The sequence below is a fragment of the Vibrio sp. 16 genome (assembly GCF_963681195.1).
Taxonomy (GTDB): domain Bacteria; phylum Pseudomonadota; class Gammaproteobacteria; order Enterobacterales; family Vibrionaceae; genus Vibrio; species Vibrio sinaloensis_D.
The window spans coordinates 576,951-597,892 of record NZ_OY808997.1; the positions used below are offsets into that span (position 1 = coordinate 576,951).

General features: G+C 46.9%; 15 protein-coding genes. 7 read left to right on the forward strand and 8 right to left on the reverse strand.

Going from position 1 to position 20,942, the window contains the following annotated elements; all coding sequences use genetic code 11:
• Positions 1-127 precede the first annotated feature (127 nt).
• Complete coding sequence (locus U9J37_RS02620) at positions 128-1,993, forward strand: fructose-specific PTS transporter subunit EIIC (RefSeq protein WP_043886652.1); 1,866 nt, start codon at positions 128-130, stop codon at positions 1,991-1,993.
• 52 nt (positions 1,994-2,045) lie between these two features.
• On the opposite strand, the gene U9J37_RS02625 is transcribed toward U9J37_RS02620, so the two are convergent.
• Positions 2,046-3,140 carry an HD-GYP domain-containing protein gene (locus U9J37_RS02625; protein ID WP_005470531.1) on the reverse strand — a complete coding sequence of 365 codons (1,095 nt, stop codon included), beginning with the start codon at positions 3,138-3,140 and terminating at the stop codon, positions 2,046-2,048.
• A 105-nt stretch (positions 3,141-3,245) separates the two neighbouring features.
• Between U9J37_RS02625 and U9J37_RS02630 the strand changes: the two genes are divergently transcribed.
• Together U9J37_RS02630 and U9J37_RS02635 are read left to right on the forward strand one after the other, a co-directional pair.
• A complete protein-coding gene (locus U9J37_RS02630) occupies positions 3,246-7,199 on the forward strand; it encodes a PAS domain-containing hybrid sensor histidine kinase/response regulator (protein ID WP_043886651.1) in 3,954 nt (1,317 codons plus the stop codon).
• A gap of 74 nt (positions 7,200-7,273) precedes the next feature.
• Positions 7,274-9,010 carry a methyl-accepting chemotaxis protein gene (locus U9J37_RS02635; protein ID WP_043886650.1) on the forward strand — a complete coding sequence of 579 codons (1,737 nt, stop codon included), beginning with the start codon at positions 7,274-7,276 and terminating at the stop codon, positions 9,008-9,010.
• On the opposite strand, the gene U9J37_RS02640 is transcribed toward U9J37_RS02635, so the two are convergent.
• Complete coding sequence (locus U9J37_RS02640) at positions 9,007-9,312, reverse strand: DUF1496 domain-containing protein (protein ID WP_086028686.1); 306 nt, start codon at positions 9,310-9,312, stop codon at positions 9,007-9,009. The genes U9J37_RS02635 and U9J37_RS02640 overlap by 4 nt on opposite strands.
• Positions 9,313-9,316: 4 nt before the next feature.
• A complete protein-coding gene (locus U9J37_RS02645; protein ID WP_005470521.1) occupies positions 9,317-10,231 on the reverse strand; it encodes a pyridoxal-phosphate dependent enzyme in 915 nt (304 codons plus the stop codon).
• A 408-nt stretch (positions 10,232-10,639) separates the two neighbouring features.
• On the opposite strand from U9J37_RS02645, the gene U9J37_RS02650 reads away from it, so the two are divergent.
• The 3 genes from U9J37_RS02650 (at position 10,640) to fabV (ending at position 15,033) form a co-directional block, all read left to right on the forward strand.
• Positions 10,640-11,266 carry a TetR family transcriptional repressor PsrA gene (locus tag U9J37_RS02650; protein ID WP_038138730.1) on the forward strand — a complete coding sequence of 209 codons (627 nt, stop codon included), beginning with the start codon at positions 10,640-10,642 and terminating at the stop codon, positions 11,264-11,266.
• 70 nt (positions 11,267-11,336) lie between these two features.
• Positions 11,337-13,628, forward strand: coding sequence for an acyl-CoA dehydrogenase (locus U9J37_RS02655; RefSeq protein ID WP_005470463.1), 2,292 nt, complete (start codon positions 11,337-11,339; stop codon positions 13,626-13,628).
• 202 nt (positions 13,629-13,830) lie between these two features.
• A complete protein-coding gene (fabV, locus tag U9J37_RS02660) occupies positions 13,831-15,033 on the forward strand; it encodes an enoyl-ACP reductase FabV (RefSeq protein WP_005470337.1) in 1,203 nt (400 codons plus the stop codon).
• Between the two features lie 74 nt (positions 15,034-15,107).
• Here fabV and xthA read toward each other — a convergent pair whose 3' ends face one another.
• Positions 15,108-15,914: an exodeoxyribonuclease III gene (xthA, locus tag U9J37_RS02665; RefSeq protein WP_005470474.1), complete on the reverse strand. Its 807-nt coding sequence runs from the start codon at positions 15,912-15,914 to the stop codon at positions 15,108-15,110.
• Positions 15,915-16,123: 209 nt separating this feature from the next.
• Between xthA and U9J37_RS02670 the strand changes: the two genes are divergently transcribed.
• Positions 16,124-18,241, forward strand: a complete 2,118-nt coding sequence (locus U9J37_RS02670) for a methyl-accepting chemotaxis protein (RefSeq protein ID WP_322413886.1) — start codon at positions 16,124-16,126, stop codon at positions 18,239-18,241.
• Between the two features lie 58 nt (positions 18,242-18,299).
• On the opposite strand, the gene U9J37_RS02675 is transcribed toward U9J37_RS02670, so the two are convergent.
• From U9J37_RS02675 to U9J37_RS02690, 4 genes are read right to left on the reverse strand one after another with little or no spacing between them, the layout of a single operon-like run.
• Entirely contained in the window at positions 18,300-19,427 is a 1,128-nt protein-coding gene (locus U9J37_RS02675; protein ID WP_005470443.1) for a cupin domain-containing protein, read from the reverse strand.
• Positions 19,427-19,582 (reverse strand): pleiotropic regulatory protein RsmS, encoded by a 156-nt coding sequence (gene rsmS, locus U9J37_RS02680; protein WP_038138717.1) that lies wholly within the window; start codon positions 19,580-19,582, stop codon positions 19,427-19,429. The genes U9J37_RS02675 and rsmS overlap by 1 nt, the downstream gene beginning before the upstream one ends.
• On the reverse strand, positions 19,583-20,131 hold the full coding sequence (locus U9J37_RS02685; RefSeq protein WP_005470311.1) for a primosomal replication protein: 549 nt from the start codon (positions 20,129-20,131) through the stop codon (positions 19,583-19,585).
• Positions 20,128-20,907, reverse strand: coding sequence for a sulfite exporter TauE/SafE family protein (locus U9J37_RS02690; protein WP_005470518.1), 780 nt, complete (start codon positions 20,905-20,907; stop codon positions 20,128-20,130). The genes U9J37_RS02685 and U9J37_RS02690 overlap by 4 nt, the downstream gene beginning before the upstream one ends.
• Positions 20,908-20,942 lie beyond the last annotated feature (35 nt).

Sequence of the window (20,942 nt, forward strand, 5' to 3'; positions counted from 1 at the left end):
GAAAGACGCGCTTCACAGTTTGCTTTGGATGTTACAATAATCCAGTTAATGGTGTTTTCGTCCTATATCTAACACCATGGTCGGTGGTTAATCTATGTTCGAGCGCGAATCATTCAAGGCAGAGAAAATGGACATTACGACTCTCATTGAGCCAGACACAATCTGTTTGGATCTAAAGGCAACCACCAAAGAGGGAGTGCTCAAAGAGTTGGTCGATATTCTTGATGCGGCAGGAAAGCTCGCGGATAAGACGCAATTTCTCGACGATATCTGGCAACGCGAACAGATTGGGAATACCGGCTTTGAAGATGGTGTCGCGATCCCTCATGCAAAAAGTGATGCGGTCACAAAACCTGCGATCGCCGTAGGTATCAGTCGAACCGGTATCGATTATGGTGCTGAAGATGGGGAACTGTCCGATGTGTTTTTCATGTTGGCGTCACCGGATGGCGGCGATCATCATCACATTGAAGTGCTTGCCCAGCTCTCAACCAAGCTCATCGAAGAAGAGTTTATTAGCAAACTGAAAGCGGCGCAAAATATCGAAGAGGCACGCGCTCTACTCACCGATATTCAACAACCCTCGCATGAATTTTGGGATGAGCCGTCTATACCTAACCCAACACCACTAAGCCCTTGGAAACTCCATCTCGCAAGGGCCAAAGAGCATCTATTGTTTGGCACCTCTCACATGATTCCATTCATCGTCGCGGGAGGCGTCCTGCTTTCTCTCTCTGTGATGATCTCCGGACATGGCGCCGTTCCAGAGACAGGAGTACTCGCGGATATCGCCAAAATGGGCATTGCAGGTTTGACTCTGTTTACCGCTGTGCTCGGTGGCTACATCGCGTACTCCATTGCCGACAAACCTGGATTAGCTCCGGGCATGATTGGTTCTTGGGTAGCAATAGAGCAGTACCATACCGGTTTTTTAGGCGCGATTGTGGTGGGTTTTTTCGCGGGCATTGTCGTGCGGATGCTAAAGAAGATCCCTTTGCCAGATAGCATGACGTCGCTAGGTTCGATTTTTATCTATCCACTGGTTGGCACGTTTGCGACCTGTGGCTTAGTGATGTGGCTAATTGGCGCACCAATTTCCGCAGCCATGGCGGGGCTCAATGAATGGCTTACTGGTATGGCGGGAGCGAGTAAAGTGATGCTTGGTACGGTATTGGGCGCCATGACGGCGTTTGATATGGGCGGGCCAATTAATAAAGTGGCGACCTTATTTGCTCAAACTCAGGTCAACACTCAACCGTGGCTGATGGGCGGTGTTGGGATAGCCATCTGTACACCGCCTCTGGGCTTAGCATTGGCAACCTTTTTGTCGCCGAAAAAATTTAAACGGGACGAGCGTGAAGCAGGTAAAGCGGCAGGCATTATGGGCATGATTGGCATCAGTGAAGGTGCGATCCCGTTTGCTGCGGCCGATCCTGCCCGAGTATTACCGGCTATTGTGCTTGGTGGCATTGTCGGTAACGTTGTCGGTTTTATGTTTCATGTGATTAACCATGCCCCGTGGGGAGGCTGGATTGTTCTTCCGGTCGTCGACGGCAAAATTGGCTACATCATTGGAACGCTCGCAGGAGCACTGACTACCGCATTCGTGGTTATTCTCCTAAAGAAAAATGTCCTTGACGAAGAACAAGAGGCGGCACTTGCACGGGCTTATCACGCGATGGAAGGTGAGGGGGAGGCGGAAATTCTTGCTGTCACGTCTTGCCCTTCTGGCGTAGCACACACGTTTTTAGCAGCAAAATCGCTAGAGAAAGCCGCCTACACCATGGGCGTGAAAATCAAAGTCGAGACCCAAGGTGCGAACGGGATAAACAACCGATTGACCGACAAGGACATTCAACATGCCAGGCTGGTGATATTTGCCCACGATGTGGCGATTAAAGAGCCTGAACGCTTCAAAGGGTTAACGGTCATTGATGTACCCACCCGAGATGCGATATTGAACCCACGCGCAGTGCTTTACAGTCGAAAATAGTGTGAATTGCTGGCGTGTTTGCATTGCCTTAATCGCTGAGTAGTTATCTTACTTAATCATCAGAGAACTCACTGGCGATTTTAATAAAGAGATCTTCCTGTGCGAGAAACGCTTCAATCACTAGCGGATCGAAATGCTGGCCATTGCCTTCCAATATGATGCTTTTTGCCTTTTCATGAGTCATTGCATCTTTATAAACCCTTTTACAGATAAGCGCGTCATACACGTCTGCCACTGCCATTAAACGAGCACTGAGCGGAATATCATCGCCTGCATAGCCATTTGGGTAGCCAGAACCGTCCCATTTTTCATGATGCCCGTATGCGATCTCTTTCGCCGCGCTGATCAGATCGTTATGCGCCCCAGAGAGTTGTTCCGCTCTCTCAAGCGCCTGCAATCCCAAGGTAGTGTGGGATTTCATGATCTCAAACTCCTCTTTGGTCAGCTTTCCAGGTTTAAGTAAGATCGAATCGATGATGCCGACTTTGCCAATATCGTGCAGTGGGGCAGCCTTGAAGTAAGTATCGATCTTTTTCGGGGTGAGTAACTCGCGGTACTTTTCATTTTCTGCCAAGTATTCAGCAAGCAGCTTCACGTAATGTTGAGTTCGCAATATGTGGTTGCCGGTTTCTGGATCGCGAGTTTCCGCGAGGCTAGCAAGTGCAAATACTACCGCGTCCTGCATTCGGTCGAGTTCACTCGAACGTTTGAGCACTTCCGTTTCTAGATAGCCGTTTTGATCGCGCAAAAAATCTTTGGATCGTTTGTTCTGCAAATGGGTCCTGACCCGAGAGCGAAGAAGCGGAATACTGACAGGTTTGTGGATGTAGTCTGCCGCGCCTAACTCGAACCCCAGTTTTTCGTCCTCTTGCGAATCTTTCCCTGTTAGGAAGACCACTGGGATATGGCGTGTTTTGGGGTTGCTTGTGACAAAGCGAATGACGTCATAGCCGGACATTTCGGGCATCACCACGTCGAGCAAAATCAAATCAACATCGAACTGTTCAAGTACATGCAGTGCCATTTGGCCCGATTTCGCTGCTTTAATCTGGTAGCGACCTGCTAACCCTTGCGCCATAAAGGCGAGGTTATCTGGGGAATCATCCACCAATAAGACGGTGCAATCATCTAATTTTTCAATCGGCATCTCGTGATCTCATGCAAAGTTTTTAAGCATCTTGTTAAGTACTTACTAAACTATAGTCAAGTAGTGCTGAAAATCACCTTAACTCATTAGTATTAGAAGATGTCGATGCCATCAATCCGAATTTTATTTACCGTACTGTTTTTGGCGATGGGCCTATGCTCTGTTGCCATGTTTGCCGTATCGGTAAAGCTGTCCGATTTGCATGTTGATAGTCGCAATCACCAGAAGCAACTTCATTTGTTTTATCGACTTTCGCATGAGCTCAAGCAAAGCTCTGACAATTTGACCAAATTTGCGCGTGCATACAGCGTGACTGGTGATGAGCGTTGGGAAACCTTGTTCAATCGAGTTTTAAGTGTGCGGACTGGCCAAGCTCCCATACCTGAGGGTAACGAATATGAGTACTGGGATGTGGTCGCCAATGCGGAGCTCGATTTAACCATATTGACCCTAGGTAGTAGTAAACCGCTGTTAGATAGAATCAGAGATTCAGGGATCAGTGCGGTCGAGTTTTTTGAGCTCAAAAATGCGCTGGCGTTGTCAGATTCTTTAGTTCAGCTCGAACGTGAAGCATTTCTGGCTATTAAGGGATATCAGCAAGTTGACGATGGAAAGTTGGTTTACATGGGGGAGCCCGACCTTGAAAAGGCGCAATCACTGCTTTATGGCAACGAGTACTTCGCCGAGAAAGAAAGAATCATGAAAGCCATCGCCTCAGCAAATCAATCGATTCTAGACCGTATTGAAGGACAAATCGCTGAGGTAAACCTTCTTGCCGATAAGTATGAAGCGGTCAAGCGCGCCATATTGGGCATCCTCTTGCTCTCCATTGCAGTCTCGTTTTTATTGCTTTGGCGACTCTACATTAGCCCGTTAAGTCAATTGCTGCGCACCGTTGTTGGTCAAGTGAAACGGAAAGACTACGCGTTTACGATTACCCAAACCGCCTATGCGGAACTGCAAAAATTTATCGATAGCTTGAATGTGGTGTTCCATCACATATCCGAGCAATTGAGCCACAATACCTTGGTCAAAGATTTCAATATTGTTTTGCGTACCAGTCAATCGACGCAAGCCCTAGCACGAGAGGTGACACAATTCCTCCTCCACCAATTTCCTGTTCAACAGATTGGGGTCTATATCCACCAAGATGACGTGTTAACGCGCATTGCGGGAGTCGGTTTTGGTGAAGGAAGTGCCAATGTAATTCGAGATGATTCTGCGACCGAAATGAGTGTTTTGTTGTCAGGGGAGCCGTATAGCATGAAGTCTCTGAAAGGCAAATACGCTATGCAGGTGAATGGCGCGTCGTTGGAGTTGAACGAGATTTACTACTTCCCACTTTGCGTCAATGGTAAGCCAGTGGCGCTTCTTGAACTTGGCACAGTTGATGTTTTAATTCCGCAGCAATACCAATGGCTGATTCAAATGCTCGATGATTTGTCTGTCAGTATTCAATTGAGCCAAAACGTGGAGTTGCAAAGAAAAGCAGAGAAAAAAGTGCTTGAGCAGTCCCAGCTCAATCAAGAGATTTTGAATGCGACACCAAACCCAATGTATTGCTTATCGCCTCACGGCAAATATCTCACCGTAAACGCGAAATTTTGTGAAATGTTTGGTTTAACGATGCAAGAGATCGTTGGCCGAACGCCCAATGAGGTGTTCAATGCCAGTACTGGTCAAGTGTTTACGACCGTTCACCAAGAGCTTCGTCAAACAAAAGGCAGTCGAAACTACGAGCTCTCTCTTTGTGATGGCAGTAGTCAAAACCGCGAAATGCTTGTGTATGAAGCGTCCTTCAGCAATGGGGATGGCGAAATTTCTGGCATTGTCGGCATTCTACTCGATCTGACAGAGCGCAAGCAGTTTGAAAATGAGTTGCGAGAAGCAAAAGAACTGGCCGATGCCATGAGCCAAGCGAAAGGGGATTTCTTGGCCAATATGAGTCACGAGATACGAACGCCAATGAATGCCATTCTTGGCATGGCGCATTTGGCACTCAATACAGAGCTTGATCCTTCGCAGAAAAAATACCTCACAAGGATTAATGAATCGGCCAAAAACCTGCTCGGTATTATCAACGACATTCTCGACTTTTCCAAAATTGAAGCCGGTAAACTTACTGTAGAGTCAATCGACTTCAGTCTTGATGAAGTATTCGACAATCTTGTCAATGTTGTTTCCTACAAAGCCCATGAGAAAGGGGTTGAGTTCTTGCTCGATATTGACCCTAAAGTCCCGATCGGCTTGGTGGGAGACCCACTTCGTTTAGGTCAGGTATTGGTTAACTTGTGCAGTAATTCGGTGAAGTTTACCGAAAAAGGCGAAATCGTTGTCTCTGCTTTGGTCGAGCAATTGGATGAGAATCGAGCAACGATCCGATTCTCGGTGAAAGATACCGGAATTGGCATCGCGAAAGAGAAAATCCAGCATCTATTTAGAGCATTTTCTCAAGCAGACAGCAGCATTACGCGACAATTTGGTGGAACGGGGCTTGGGCTGAGCATCAGCAAACAGCTTGTCGAGCTTATGGGTGGCGAGCTTGTGGTGTCGAGTTCAGAAGGTACTGGGTCGGTATTCAGTTTCACCATCGATTGTGGTCTGCAAGAAGCCAAAATGCGTGACCTTTCTGAGCCAGTAAGTGCGCTCGCGGGTAAACGTGCGCTAATCGTTGATGACAATGATTCTGCACGCAGTATTTTGCGAACGTTGCTCACCGCCATGCACTTTGATGCCAAGGCAGTCAGCAATGCCTACGAAGCACTCGACGAGCTTAAAGAACGTGCCTACGACATGCTGTTTGTTGATTGGACTATGCCGGGTATGAATGGACTAGAACTGCTGCAAAAGGCCCATGATGAGCGCCTCCTACCTCATTGCAAAGTCTTCCTGGTTACCGCATATGGGCGCGAGCTTTCATTGACCGAGCAGAGCAGCAAACTTATCGATGCGCTTATCGTTAAGCCGGTCAATCCATCCAACTTGCTTGACGCTGTAATGGACAGCTTTGGCATTGAACACGTTACCAGCAAGGTCACCCCTTCTGATAATGTTCGACCTCGTTTCGAGAAGCAGACCGTGTTGCTCGTCGAAGATAACGAAGTGAATCAAGAAGTGGCGCTCGGACTATTGAGCGATACAAACCTAGACGTTTTGGTGGCCAATCACGGCCAAGAAGCGATAAAAATGCTTGGCCATCATAAGGTCAGTTTAGTGCTGATGGATATGCAAATGCCGGTGATGGATGGCATTACAGCGTGTCAAGAAATTCGCAAAAAAGACGAATGGCAAGAACTGCCGATTGTCGCCATGACGGCCAATGCCATGCAAAGTGATGTCGAACGCTGCATTAACGCCGGGATGAATGGCCACATAGCTAAGCCGATCAATGTCGCCAACCTTTATCAAACGTTACAGCAATATTTACCGCTTGAGGGCGATCAGCCGCCAAGCGTATCTCCACCTCAAGACAAAGAGTCTTCGACTGAATCCTACCCAGAGCTGACAGGGGTTGATGTTGCCCAAGCAATCTTCGACACGGGTGGTAACGCCGATTCGTATTTCTCCATATTGGAACGCTTTTTAGACGCTCAAAAAATAGATACGCACTCACTGCGAGCGATCATCGCCAAAGAAGATTGGGAAGGCGCCGAAAGAATGGCGCATACCCTGAAGGGAGCCTCAGCAAACTTAGGGATCCATGATTTGACCGACTTAGCGATAACAATTGAAAAACGAGTGAAAGCGTGTGATGGCAGTGCCATTGAAGTGGCGGATCAAGCTCAGCATATGGTTCTTATGCTCAGAGGGCAAATGCAAGCGTGGCGCGGTAAACACACCACGTCTGATCAACCATCATGTGATGAGATGAAAGCAATGTACCTGAGCTTGGTGGATAAAGTTGAGAATTATGATGTAACAGCATTGGATATTATCAATCAGGCTAAACATTGTGATTTATGGAATGAAAAAGAGAAACAACAACTTATCGAACTCATAGAGAACTTTGAGTTTGAGCAGGCAAAACAATTACTAGATAAGCTACCACAGCCAGAATGAAGTAGGCACACCGAGTAGCTCCAAGATAAATAGACAACGTTAGGCGGTTTTCTTTAAGGATAGGGGAAATCAATATGAATATTAACAACACTATGAAATTGGTGTTTGTTGTAATAGGCCTCGGTATCATCATCAGTGTGGTTACGGTGTTACAGCTCAATGGTCTACTGCAGCAAGTGGATACAATGGCTAAGGTGCGGTATCAATCGTACCAAGCGGCGGATGAGCTCAGACAGAGTTCGGATGACTTAACACGTCTGGGTAGGACCTACGTACTGACAGGCGATGAGACCTACGAAAAAATGTACATGGACATCCTCGCGATTCGAAATGGGGATAAGCCAAGACCACAAAACTATCACACCATCTACTGGGATTTGGTTCTAAATTACGGTGAAAAGCCCAAGCCAGATGGCAAGCGAGTCTCGCTTCAAGCCATGATGGAAGATCTCGGCTTCACTGATAAAGAGTTTCGGTTGCTGAAAGAAGCGCAAGGTAACTCTGATGCTTTGGTGAACATGGAAGTCAGAGCGATGAATGCGGTAAAAGGGCTCTATCCTGACGCGAGTGGCAACTACACCAAGCGAGGCGAACCTGATTTAGTTATGGCAGCGCAATTACTCCATAGTAAGCAATACCATCAAGAGAAAGCTAAAATCATGGCGCCGATTGATGAGTTTTTTACCGCTCTAGAAGCGCGAACCTCTTCTCAGTTCAACAACGCTGCTCAAGATGTGAGAACAACCGTGTTGATCGGTAACATCTCTTTGATTGCTGTGTTTGTTATTGCAATTGTGGGATACGTCATTGTCAATCGCAAAGTAGTAAAACCGATTGATGACATGGCGAAAGTCCTCAAGCAAGTTGATGTGGATTCCGATCTGACCTTGCGGGTTGAAGATGGAAGCCAAAATGAACTCGGCGTGATTGGCACGACCATCAATAAAGTACTCGTTAGTTACGCCACGACCATCACTAAGATAAACCAAGTGAATTCGACCATTTCTCAGATTTCTGAAGCGATCCAAGGCATCACACAGCGCAACATCACTATGGCGAACCAGCAGAACCAAGAGATGGAAATGGCCGCCACAGCAATGGAAGAGATGACAGCGGCGCTTTCGAACGTTGCACAAAGCACCAATATGGCAGAGGAGTATGCGGGCAGCGCAGAAAAAGAAGCCTCCACCAGTAAGCAAGTGTTTGATAAAACCACCTCAGAGTTTGGACAACTTGAGGGCGAGTTCCTCAACACCGCAGAGATCATTCAACAATTGGCTGAAGAATCGAACAATGTTGGTAACGTGTTGGATGTGATTAAAGCCATTGCCGAACAAACGAATTTGTTGGCGCTGAATGCGGCGATAGAGGCAGCCCGTGCGGGTGAACAAGGTCGAGGATTCGCCGTGGTTGCTGATGAAGTTCGTTCCTTAGCGCAAAGAACCCAAGATTCAACGGGTGAGATTGAAGGCATTATTCAAACGCTGCAAGAAAAAGCGAAGCAGTCGACGGTGACGATTCAAAGCAGCTCGGAAAAAATGCAGTCAACGCGAGAAAATATGGGCGTTGCGAACGATGCACTTGGCACCATCCAAGGCTCTGCAATTGAAATTCATAAACTCAATACGTCAATCGCCGCAGCGACTGAAGAGCAATTGACGGTCAGTGATGAGATCTCAGGTAACCTGTCTAATATCAAGAACTTGTCATCGGATATGAATGAGGCCATCAATCAGCTGGAACCGATAGTTCTCGATCTAAAACGCAATGTCGACGATCTAAATGGTGCGATTCACCATATTCGTACTTAGCGTTTGTTGTCTGGCTCGGTTTGCTGTGGGGTGTAAGGCTCCCACAGTAAACTGCCATTGGTTTCGAACTTATTGGCTGCTTGGCAGATCAGATAGTGCTCACCAACTTGCAAAATAGCGCCAAGTGAGTAGGCCTGATCTTGATAGTAGCAGACTCGTTTACCTACTTGGTTGGCATCAACTCCGATGCCAATAACCGCTTTCGTCGCATCGGACTGGCTCGGTAGCCCCACCACTTTTTCTGCTTGTGCACCACTCGCGACACACAGCAGCAGACTGAGCATGCAAATTTTTGATTTCATGGCCTTACCACTCCTCATGTTGTGAGAAGACTCCGTATTTTCGCTCGTATCGCGGCAGCATACTCTCGTTGCCAAGTAGCCCACCTTGATGAACGTAAATCAGTTTCTTGTCGAGATTCTCTGGGTACCAATAGTGTAGACATTGCCACATCATCGGATCGTATAGCAGGTCAAACTCGATGTGAGTTTGCTGTTTTAGTTCATGCCAGATTTCATAGTCTCGTTGATACAATTTACCAAAGTGGTGCTTAAACGGCAGCTCCAAAATGGTCGGAAAACTGGTTTCACCTAGATCCACAAATTGCTGCTTAAGGTATTCCTTACCGCCGACGCAAGGGCAAGTAATCACTTCTATTCCATGAGCTGCCAAATGTTTGTGAAGGTAGAGCGCAGTGGTGCCCGTTCCGGAGGGGAGCGCGACAACAAACTTTTGCCCGGCTTGAAACCGAGTCCAAGAAAGGATCTCTCGTGCTAACTGAGCGATGCCATGTTCAGCCTGTGCGAAACGCCCACCTTCTGGGACGATAAGGCAATGCTCATCTGGTTGACGAACCTGCTTAATGTAAGTTTCAGGATGAAGATCAGACTGGCCAGTAACATGAATATTCGCACCAAGTTCAAGTGCTGCGCGATAGTTTCCGCGTGGGTGTTCGGCGAGCCATTGCGGTATATGGTCGACGTAGAATTCAAACTGCCACCCTTTGATTGCGCAAAGCGCTGACAAGGAGTACATCGCATTCGACTGTGCACTTCCATAGCTGATGAGTGTCTTTATCTGCTCATGCGGTTGTTCAAGTAGCGCCATAAACTTTCGCGCTTTGTTTCCTGAAAAGTGGCTGTGCAGCTGGTCATCTCGCTTTAGATAAAACTCGATATCGTCAAATTGGTGTTGGGTTATTGGGGTGTCAGCTAATTTCATAAATCGAAGCCGTCGAGGGTAAGCGGCCCGCTATTTTAGCTAAATCGGGCTAGTGGACCAAATGATCCTAATCATGAAGATAAAAAAAGCCCAGAGCAACAGTGCTCTGGGCGGATACAAACATAGGAGTTAATAAGAAAAAGCTGCGTAAATTAGTAGCTTCAGTAAGAAAACAAGTTCGACGGCCTGTCAACTTAGGAAATGCTCTGCTAACTACAATTAATCAGACTGGCGTAATTCAAAACAGTTCAATAAAAAACGGAAAAATTTTAATTTTTTTCTTTCAGCGGTTTAGCTGCTTGAAAAATGTTCTGGTCGGACCAATGCGCAAAAATGTGATGTTAACAGCTTGTTGATTATTTGTGTCAGGTGTATATTTCAAACAGTTGTTTAATACGAGTGATTGAAATGGCAGGCAGAAACAGTACCAAAGAAAAAATCCTTGATGTCGCCGAAGCGCTTTTTGCAGAGCACGGGTTTAATGATACTTCTCTACGTACGATAACCAGTAAAGCAGGGGTTAACCTTGCTTCGGTGAACTACCATTTCGGAGATAAGAAAACGTTAGTTCGAGCGGTACTAAATCGATACCTAGAAGCGTTTATGCCAGCGGTGCAGGATGCTCTGATTACGCTGAACTTGAACGATCACTATGAAATGTCGGATGTGTTTGAGTCGCTCAGAGCACCGCTGCGCAACTTAAATGATGTCAGACCGAATGGGACAAGCCGTTTTATGTTGCTGATCGGCCGCGGGTACACCGATGTTCAAGGTCACTTACGCTGGTTTATTACCACCCGATATCAAGACACCTTGTCTCTATTTACGGATTCAGTGATGAAAGCCAACCCTAAATTGACTCAAGAAGATTTGTTTTGGCGGCTGCATTTTACGCTCGGAACTTGCGTTTTCACTATGGCTTCGAGCCAAGCTCTGCTTGAAATCGCAGAAAATGATTATGGCAAATCGATGGATGCAAAATCGGTTGTCGACCAACTTATTCCATTTTTAGCAGCAGGCGTCGCTGCGGAATAACGCACTAAAACTCTACGAATACATATAAGAAAAATATTGGAACACCTACAGTGAACAAAAGGATCGGATTATGAGCTCTCTAAGACAAAAATGGATCAGTGACCCAGCTTTCAAAATGTTTAAGAAAGTGCTACCACCACTATCCAGCACCGAAAAGGAAGCAATGGAAGCGGGTAGCGTTTGGTGGGATGGAGAGTTGTTCTCTGGTCGTCCTGATTTCACCAAACTACACCAATACCCAACACCAACGTTGACCGCAGAAGAGCAGTCGTTCATGGACAATGAACTGGAAACACTGCTGGCAATGCTGGATGACCATAAAATCGTGAAAGAAGATCGCGACTTACCGCCAGAGGTATGGGAATACCTGCGTAAAGAACGTTTCTTTTCACTGATCATTTCCAAAGAATACGGTGGGCGTGAGTTCTCATCATTGGCGAACTCGACCATCGTCTCGCGTATAGCAACACGCAGTATCAGTACCGCGGTTTCGGTGATGGTACCGAACTCGCTCGGCCCAGGTGAACTTCTTTCGCACTATGGTACCCAAGAGCAGAAAGACTACTGGCTACCGCGTTTAGCAGACGGGACTGACATTCCTTGTTTTGCCTTGACGGGGCCGGAAGCTGGCTCAGATGCAGGCGGTATCCCAGACGAAGGCATTGTTTGTTACGGCGAGCATGAAGGCGAAGAAGTCCTTGGTATTCGTTTGAACTGGAACAAGCGTTACATCACGCTAGCACCTGTTGCGACGGTTCTTGGTCTTGCATTTAAAATGTACGACCCTGACGGTTTGATGGGCGAGAAAAAAGAGCTCGGCATTACTTGTGCGTTGATTCCAGCAGACCATACCGGTGTGGAAATCGGTGAGCGACATGACCCACTAGGTCTTGCATTCATGAATGGTCCAACACGCGGTAACGACGTGTTTATCCCAATGGAATGGTTAATCGGTGGCCAAGAATACGCAGGTAAAGGTTGGCGTATGCTGGTGGAGTGTCTTTCAGCAGGTCGTGGTATTTCACTACCGGCGCTAGGCACGGCAATGGGCCACTTAACAGCACGTACAACAGGTGCTTATGCTTATGTTCGCAAACAGTTCGGTATGTCGATTGGTAAATTTGAAGGTGTGGCCGAATCGCTTGGTCGTATCGGTGGATTAACGTATCTGCTTGAAGCTAGCCGCACATTAACGACGACGTCGCTCGACCTGAAAGAAAAACCAGGCATTGTCACCGCAATTGCCAAATACCACATGACCGAAATGGCGAGAACGATCCTTAATGACTCGATGGATATCCACTCTGGTCGTGCTATACAAGATGGGCCAATGAACTACTTGGCAGCGCCTTACCTCGGTATCCCAGTTGCTATTACGGTCGAAGGCGCAAACATTCTGACCCGTAACCTGATGATCTTTGGTCAGGGCGCGACACGCTGTCATCCATACGTCCTTAAGGAGATGGAAGCGGCGGCAAATCCAGATGAGAAGCAGGGCGCGAAAGAGTTTGATGATCTGCTGTTCAAGCACATTGGTCACGCAATGAAGAACACCTTCGGTGCATTTGGTGCAGCATTGACGGGCTCTCGCTTTATCAAAGCGAACATGAGCGGTCCAACTCAGACGTACTACAAAGAGATGACTCGCCTAAGCCGTGCTTTGGCGGTGAGTGCAGATATCGCGATGGCAACTTTGGGTGGCGATCTGAAACGTAAAGAGATGATCTCAGCACGTTTAGGTGATGTGCTTGCTTACCTGTACATGGCGTCAGCGGCACTGAAGAAGTATGAAGACGAAGGGCGTCAGCAACAAGACTTAGACTATGTTCACTACGCAGTGCAGCACTGTTTGTTCCATGCTGCTCAGTCACTTCAAGAAGCGTTTACTAACTACCCACAGAGAGCGGTCGGTCGCCTATTGAAAGTTTTGGTATTCCCAATTGGTAATCACTATCATAAACCAAGCGATACCCTAACCGTCAAATTGGCGGAAAGCTTAATGACTCCGGGCGCACACCGTGACCGTCTGACTCATCTTTGCTACATCGGTGCGGATGAAAACGACAGCGTAGGCTTAATGGAAAATGCTTTCTTGGCTATGTATGGCGTGAAGAGCTTGGAGCGTAAACTGATGCGAGCTGCCAAAGAGGGTAAAGTCGCGCGTAAAGGGTTACTGAAAGACCGCTTGGCGCAAGCTTTGGAGGCGAATGTCCTAACGCAAGAGGAAGTGGATCAAATTGTCGAAGCGGACAAATTGCGCTACAAAGCGATTCAAGTTGACCACTTTAGCCATGATTTCAGCGAAGTTCGCACTCATGGTGAGCCAAAAAAGCGTAAAGCGAAGCTAGATAGCGCAGCGTAATATCGCGATTTTTGGTCAAAACCGTGCTTAACCAGCACACCAATAAGGCATCTCAACGAGGTGCCTTTGTTTTGCGTGGAATCTAGCAGAAGCGCTTGAAAGTGCTCCAACCACTTGCATTTTAGCGACATTTTTACAGAAATTAGATGCGATTTTATGTTGAACCTTTTATCCTAGCGGGGTTTTGTTAAGGAAGTTGAATATGATCATCAAACCTAGAATTCGCGGATTTATCTGTACTACTACGCATCCTGTAGGCTGTGAAGCTAACGTAAAAGAACAAATTGCTTACACTAAAGCGCAAGGCCCAATCAAAAATGCACCTAAACGTGTGCTTGTTGTTGGTGCTTCAAGTGGCTACGGTCTATCTTCTCGTATCGCTGCGGCATTTGGTGGCGGTGCTTCAACCATTGGTGTTTTCTTCGAAAAAGAAGGCACAGAGAAAAAGCCAGGCACAGCGGGTTTCTACAACTCAGTTGCCTTTGAAAAGCTTGCGCGTGAAGAGGGCCTTTACGCGAAAAGCCTTAACGGCGACGCGTTCTCAAACGAAGCAAAAGAAAAGACAATTGAGCTGATCAAACAAGATCTTGGCCAGATTGATATGGTGGTTTACTCACTGGCGTCTCCAGTACGTAAAATGCCTGAAACCGGTGAGCTTGTTCGTTCATCTCTAAAACCTATCGGTGAGACTTACACTTCAACAGCAGTTGATACCAACAAAGATGTCATCATCGAAGCAAGCGTTGAACCTGCAACGGAAGAAGAGATCAAAGACACTGTTACTGTAATGGGCGGTGAAGATTGGGAACTTTGGATCAATGCATTATCTGAAGCAGGTGTACTGGCTGACGGTTGTAAGACTGTGGCATACAGCTACATCGGTACTGAGCTAACTTGGCCAATCTACTGGGATGGTGCGCTAGGTAAAGCGAAGATGGACCTAGACCGCGCAGCAACAGCTCTTAATGAGAAACTAGCAGCAACTGGCGGCACAGCAAACGTTGCTGTTCTTAAGTCTGTAGTGACTCAAGCAAGTTCTGCAATTCCTGTAATGCCACTGTACATTGCAATGGTATTTAAGAAGATGCGTGAAGAAGGCGTTCATGAAGGTTGTATGGAGCAAATCTACCGTATGTTCAGCCAACGTCTGTACAAAGAAGATGGCAGCGCAGCAGAGGTGGATGAGAAAAACCGCCTACGCCTAGATGACTGGGAACTGCGTGATGACATCCAACAGCACTGTCGTGATCTGTGGCCACAAATCACTTCTGAAAACCTAAAAGAGCTTACTGATTACGTTGAGTACAAAGAAGAGTTCTTGAAGCTGTTTGGTTTCGGTGTGGAAGGTGTTGACTACGAAGCGGACGTTAACCCAGACTACAAAGCAGATTTCATCGCAATCTAATCTAGATTAGCAGCGCGAGAAGTAAAAAAATCCGGAGTATGACTCCGGATTTTTGTATTTGTCACTTTGAAAAACTATTTAAACGTTGACCAAATTGGCGCATGGTCAGACGGTTTTTCAATGCCACGCAATTCGTAATCGATATCGGCTTCGATACATTTCGCTGCGAGCTTAGGTGTTGCCAATACCACATCAATGCGCAGTCCGCGATTGTCTGGGAAGCCTTTAGAGCGGTAATCAAACCACGAAAAACGGTCATTTACGTCAGGGTGAATCTGACGGAAAGTATCGACAAAGCCCCAATCTAACAAAGTTTGTAGCCACTGACGTTCTTCCGGTTGGAAAGAACACTTACCTGTTTTCAGCCAGCGCTTGCGGTTTGGTTCACCGATACCGATATCGGCATCGATTGGGCTAATGTTAATGTCACCCATCACGATCAACTGCTCATCGTTGTTGTGATGATCGTTTAGGTAAGTCATCAAGTCTTTGTAAAACTGGCGTTTATACGGGAACTTTGTCTCGTGACCGATGTTGTCGCCTTGAGGAAAGTAACCATTCAGTACGGTGACTTTCTCACCGTTGTCATCTTCTAACGTCACCATAATCATGCGCTTTTGGTGCTCATCATTATCGGTCGGAAAGCCTTTTTGTATCGAAATTGGCTCCTTCTTACACAGCATCGCGACACCGTAATGGGCTTTTTGACCATGGAAGTAGACTTTGTAGCCCATCGCCTCGACGTCTTCGAGAGGGAAGGCTTCATCGTGTACTTTGATTTCCTGTAAACCAATCACATCAGGCTGATGCTTATCGATGACCGCTTGCAGTTGGTGAAGTCTGGCGCGAAGCCCGTTGATGTTGAAGGAGATGACTTTCATCCGGATTCCTTTTTATTTTTCTGTGACGAAATTTATTCGATGTTATCACTTTCTTTCTAAGGATACGAAAGTAACGCGAACGTTTGATTCGCATTAACACATTCGTAAACTTTTAATTGATATATCAGTGCATTGTGTTGTAATTAAATTGTTAATATTTTGCTCGCTGTGGTGTGGATGCACAAAGTGTCCGCTAAAAAGGATGTAATATGCGAACTCTATCTGTTCAATGGAAAATCTCTTTATTAGCAGGGTGCTGCCTGCTCCTCACATCGTTATCTCTAATTGGATTCTCTATCTATAACGCGGTCACGAATCAACAATTGATCAAGCAACAGAGCTCTCAATCGGTACTCAAGAAATCAGAGCAACTGATTGAGACACAAGCGCGCTTGAATGCGACGGTGGTGGCAGAATATCTGAATGAAGCGCTTTACCGCGCAGAAATGCTCGCGGCGAGCGCTCTATTTCAAAAGACCAATAGCGAAGAAAATTTTGGTGATAGTGAAGAGCTCAGAACGGCGTTGGATGAGATGGTCAGAAAGTCGGTGCTTAACTTTGACTCGATTCAAGGTGCGTATTTGGTGTTTGAACCCAACATGCTCGACAATGAAGATGCCAATTATGAAGGGGCGGAATATGTGGGTTCGAATGAAAAAGGACGCTTTGCTCCGTACTGGGTGACCGCTGAGAATGGCGAAAACATCATCCCTAATGTGTTGGCTGAGTCCACCCTTGCTGCGAACGAAAATAGTGAACGTTTCTTTTGCCCGATTTCCAGTGGCGCATCGTGTATTTCCTCTCCCAAACAGGTTAATCATCAAGGCAGTTCATTTCTTGCCTCTTCGCTTTCCGTTCCTATTTTGATCGATGATATGGCCGTGGGATTTTTTGGTATCGATTTGCGCCTCGACCCGCTTAAGGCGTTGGCGGTTGAATCAGATGCAAAGTTGTTTGAAGGGCAGGGCTCGGTATCTATTGTCAGTCTCGATGGCACTTTGATCGCCAGTGATGATAGCAGCAAAACGCTTGGTCAGCCGTTTAACAGCGCTTATGTAACGGGTGATCAGCTGACCGATCTTCTCTTTGGACAATCGGTAGAAACTCATTGGAGTAGCGATGGCGAGCGCTTGACCGTATTTGCACCTATCGTGGTTGCCAACCAAACTTGGGGCGTGCTGTTTGATATGCCAAGAAGCAGCGTTTTAAGGGATGCAGTACAACTGGATAACATCATCAGCGAGCAGGTGAGCGCCAGTATTCAGACTGAAATATTGGCAGGCTCGGCTTTGGTTATTTTCGGTTTGCTCACCGTGGCATTTATGGCGTCTCGTTTGGTTAAGCCGATACGCGAAGTGGTTGCAAGACTCGACGATATTGCGTCTGGCGAAGGCGACCTTACTCAAAGGATTGAAGTAAAATCAGGCGATGAAATTGGCCAGTTAGCCAACGGTTTCAACCTCTTTTTAGGTAAGCTGCAAGTAACAATTAAAGATATTATCGACAACACAATGCAGGTTGCGACAACTTCAGAGCAATCAAAAGTCGCGGCGCAAAATACCAGCAGCAGTAGTGACGCTCAGTTTAAAGAGGTCGATTTAGTCGCGACCGCGGCCGAGGAAATGACTCAGACCGCTGGACTTGTCGTACAAAATGCGCAAGTGGCTGTGAGAGAAGCGGAAAGAGCCAACGACGCAGCATCGGTTGGGCAGCAGGTTATCGAGAAGTCACAACATGAAATGGAACGTTTGGTAGAGAGAATGACCTCGGCAGTCCCAGTGGTTGAAGACCTCGCCAAAAACAACGCGAATATCACCGAGATCTTAACGGTGATTGAAGGCATTTCTGAGCAAACAAATCTGCTTGCTCTCAATGCGGCAATTGAAGCGGCGCGAGCTGGCGATCAAGGCCGTGGTTTCGCGGTGGTTGCAGAAGAAGTGAGAAACTTGGCAAGTCGTACACAGTCTTCGGTGGGTGAAATTCGAGAAGTGATAGCCAGCGTTCAAACGGGTACCCAGGATGTGGTGTCAGCCATCCAAGAAGGGAATGAACTGGCGCAGCATTCATCAAATCAAGTTGAACAAGCGGTGGGCGAATTGAGCCATATATTTGAGTCGATTGCTTCGATCAATGATATGAACAGCCAAATCGTTAAGGCAGCTGAAGAGCAGCAGTCGGTGTCTGGAGAGGTTAACCAAAGCGTCAGTAATATCAGAGATCTCAGCGCGCAGATATTATCGCAAGCCGAAGAGTCTGAGACGGTCAGTGTGCAGATTGGCGAGCTTTCGAAAAACCAACAACAGCTCGTTAATCAGTTTAAAGTGTAATGAAAAGCCGCAGTGTTGCGGCTTTTTTGATCTTGAGGTAGTCAGATGCTCGGTAGAATTAATCTAAATACCAGTATCCTAGGTTCACTAAGCGAGTCAGTAACGCGATCCAAGACGGGGATTCAATTGAATAGCTATCGAGCGTGATAGATGCTTGGTCGCAAAGAATAGGCGCAAACGCGGGCTCCGCCACAGAAAACTCTTCACCGTTGATGAATACATGATTCGCGTTATTGGCGTGGTACAGCGCTCTCAAGCCCGATACTTTAACCACATGACCGAGCGCTTCTAAGTGAGCGTATACTTGCTCTTGCGATATGACTTCTTCAGGTTCGACAATATCAAGTTGGTGACGAGATTGGCTTAAGTTGAGGGCTAAGAAGTTTTCAATATCTTGCTTGGATTCAAGCGCAGACTGCAGCATTTGCGTCAGCAGGGTAAGATCAGAGCGTAAAATTTCACCATGATTGCGTTGAGTTTGCATTTGAGGGTTATGCAGATGCACATCGCCTTTTTCTTTGGCGAGGACATAATCAGCAAAATGGCTCAGCAATTCTTGCTCTTTAGGGGAGCGAAAACCCATTGAATAGCTCATGCTTGGCTCAATGGTATTGCCCTCATGCGGGAATCCGGGGGGAATGTAAAGAATATCTCCAGGTTCCAAGACTTCGTCGATTATTGCGTCAAAGCTCTCGATTTGGCGCAGGGCACCTTGGATCGATTCTTGGTATTGACCTTCGTCGGCGGCGCCTACTCGCCAACGTCGTTTACCACTGCCTTGAATGATAAATACATCATATTGATCGATATGTGGTCCAACGCCACCTTGTGGAGCGGAATAGCAGACCATCAGATCGTCAAACAACCATTGAGGCAGCGCTTTAAATGGAGCGACTAACTCTGCTGCGCCCAGATGCCAGTGATTACACGCTTGAACAATCAATTGCCAGTGGCTTTCCTCAAGTTGAGAAAAGAGTGACTCGGGTAGCGGGCCATGTTGCGCTTGCCAATGACCGTTCTTATTGGTGACAAATCTAGAATCAACTTCTTCTTCCATCGCCAAGCCGGCAAGTTCTTCTGGCGAAATAGGATCGATAAAGTTGGTAATACCATGCTTTATAACGGTCGGTTGCTTGTGCCAATATTTGGCCAAAAAAGAGTCGAGATCAAAAGAGAGTTGATACATTACTCTGCCTGTTCCAGTTTGCTTTCTAAATCAGACTTAACGATCTTGATCGCTTCGAGCGCGACTTTTGGATCGACTTCGTTGCTTTCCAATAAGTAAATCAGATCAACAGCGAGTTTGATTTCGTCAGGGGCATTATCGAGTCCGGAAGACATTTATTGATTTCTCTCACGGTAAGTTATTTGGTTTTCAATTTTCAGCTTCGCCTCTTGGCAACGTTTTAAGCGTTGCTCGGTGGCGAGCAATTCCTGCTGAGCCGTTTGTTGCTGAAAGGGCGGGGCATACTGAAGTGCGAGCTCTTTGTCTCGTACCATTTCCATTAAACGCCGCTCCCACTCTTGATGCTGAGATAGGTGTTGATAAAGCTCGTTGATGGGCTTTTGGAAGTAGCTTCGGTGCTTTGGCTCGTTCTTGCGTATTGTTACCGTCGCAAGTTCTCGCTGAATCGCACTTATTTGAGATAAGAGGCGCTCGGTTAAGTATTCGGCACGTAAGGCGGTGAGTTTTCCTGCCGCTTCTTCGCGAATGATGCTATCTAGGGTCGATTGGGTCTCTTTGACGCAAGGGACCAAAAGCTTGGACCGACCTTTGAATAGGCGTTCGTCGAAAAGAGGCAAATGGTGCTCGCCTCTTTTTCTATCGACCGCGGCTGCTTGTTGTGCTAACTCATCGAGAGTATTGGAGAGTTGACTAATCCGGCTCATAAATTAACAAACCACGCTTCGTAGGCCAGTTTTACTGCAAGGATGCTGACAACAGTAACAAAGACTGGGCGAATAAACTTTGCGCCAAATCGGATTGCTGAGTGTGCGCCCACGAAGGCACCAGCCATCAAACACAGACCCATGGTTAAGCCCAATACCCAATCGATATGGCCAAGAATGGCAAACGTCACCAAAGAAGTGAAGTTGCTGGTAAAGTTCATTGCTTTTGATAGACCAGAAGCGAGCAAAATATTGAGCTTATAGAGTGCCATTGAGCTGACTGTCCAAAAAGCACCGGTTCCGGGTCCTGCGACACCATCATAAAAACCGAGAATAAGGCCTTGTCCATACTGTTTCTTGTTCAGCACAGGGCATGGTTCTGGCATCTCGTTTTTAACTGCATTTGGTGTTTTATGCCAAATGGTGTAGACGGCAGCGGCTAATATGATCAGTGGAAGGATTTTCTCTAGCCACTCTGTCGAAATCAAATCGACAAACAAGGTACCAAGGGTGGCACCGATTAGCGTAGAGACAAATGCCCGTTTCCAGCAGCGCGGTTTGAATAAGCGTTTGCGGTAATAAGTAAATGCCGCTGTTGAAGACGCGAAGGTAGCAGCAAGTTTATTGGTGCCGAGTGCGATATGCGGGGGTAAACCCAGTGATAGCAGTGCAGGGACAGTGAGCATCCCACCTCCACCAGCTACCGCATCAATGAATCCAGCAGCAAAAGCAACAAGGGCCAACACCAACAGCACGGTTGGCTCAAACAATTCCATAGAGTTATCTTTTTATAGTTGTTTTTGGTCAACGG

Coding starts and splice junctions, on each gene's coding strand:
- U9J37_RS02640 (WP_086028686.1), bottom strand. CDS start 9,312: ATGAAATCAAAAATTTGCATGCTCAGTCTGCTGCTGTGTGTCGCGAGT.
- U9J37_RS02650 (WP_038138730.1), top strand. CDS start 10,640: ATGGCAGGCAGAAACAGTACCAAAGAAAAAATCCTTGATGTCGCCGAA.
- rsmS (WP_038138717.1), bottom strand. CDS start 19,582: ATGTCTTCCGGACTCGATAATGCCCCTGACGAAATCAAACTCGCTGTT.
- U9J37_RS02625 (WP_005470531.1), bottom strand. CDS start 3,140: ATGCCGATTGAAAAATTAGATGATTGCACCGTCTTATTGGTGGATGAT.
- U9J37_RS02675 (WP_005470443.1), bottom strand. CDS start 19,427: ATGTATCAACTCTCTTTTGATCTCGACTCTTTTTTGGCCAAATATTGG.
- xthA (WP_005470474.1), bottom strand. CDS start 15,914: ATGAAAGTCATCTCCTTCAACATCAACGGGCTTCGCGCCAGACTTCAC.
- U9J37_RS02670 (WP_322413886.1), top strand. CDS start 16,124: ATGCGAACTCTATCTGTTCAATGGAAAATCTCTTTATTAGCAGGGTGC.
- U9J37_RS02690 (WP_005470518.1), bottom strand. CDS start 20,907: ATGGAATTGTTTGAGCCAACCGTGCTGTTGGTGTTGGCCCTTGTTGCT.
- U9J37_RS02645 (WP_005470521.1), bottom strand. CDS start 10,231: ATGAAATTAGCTGACACCCCAATAACCCAACACCAATTTGACGATATC.
- U9J37_RS02655 (WP_005470463.1), top strand. CDS start 11,337: ATGAGCTCTCTAAGACAAAAATGGATCAGTGACCCAGCTTTCAAAATG.
- U9J37_RS02685 (WP_005470311.1), bottom strand. CDS start 20,131: ATGAGCCGGATTAGTCAACTCTCCAATACTCTCGATGAGTTAGCACAA.
- U9J37_RS02630 (WP_043886651.1), top strand. CDS start 3,246: ATGCCATCAATCCGAATTTTATTTACCGTACTGTTTTTGGCGATGGGC.
- U9J37_RS02620 (WP_043886652.1), top strand. CDS start 128: ATGGACATTACGACTCTCATTGAGCCAGACACAATCTGTTTGGATCTA.
- fabV (WP_005470337.1), top strand. CDS start 13,831: ATGATCATCAAACCTAGAATTCGCGGATTTATCTGTACTACTACGCAT.
- U9J37_RS02635 (WP_043886650.1), top strand. CDS start 7,274: ATGAATATTAACAACACTATGAAATTGGTGTTTGTTGTAATAGGCCTC.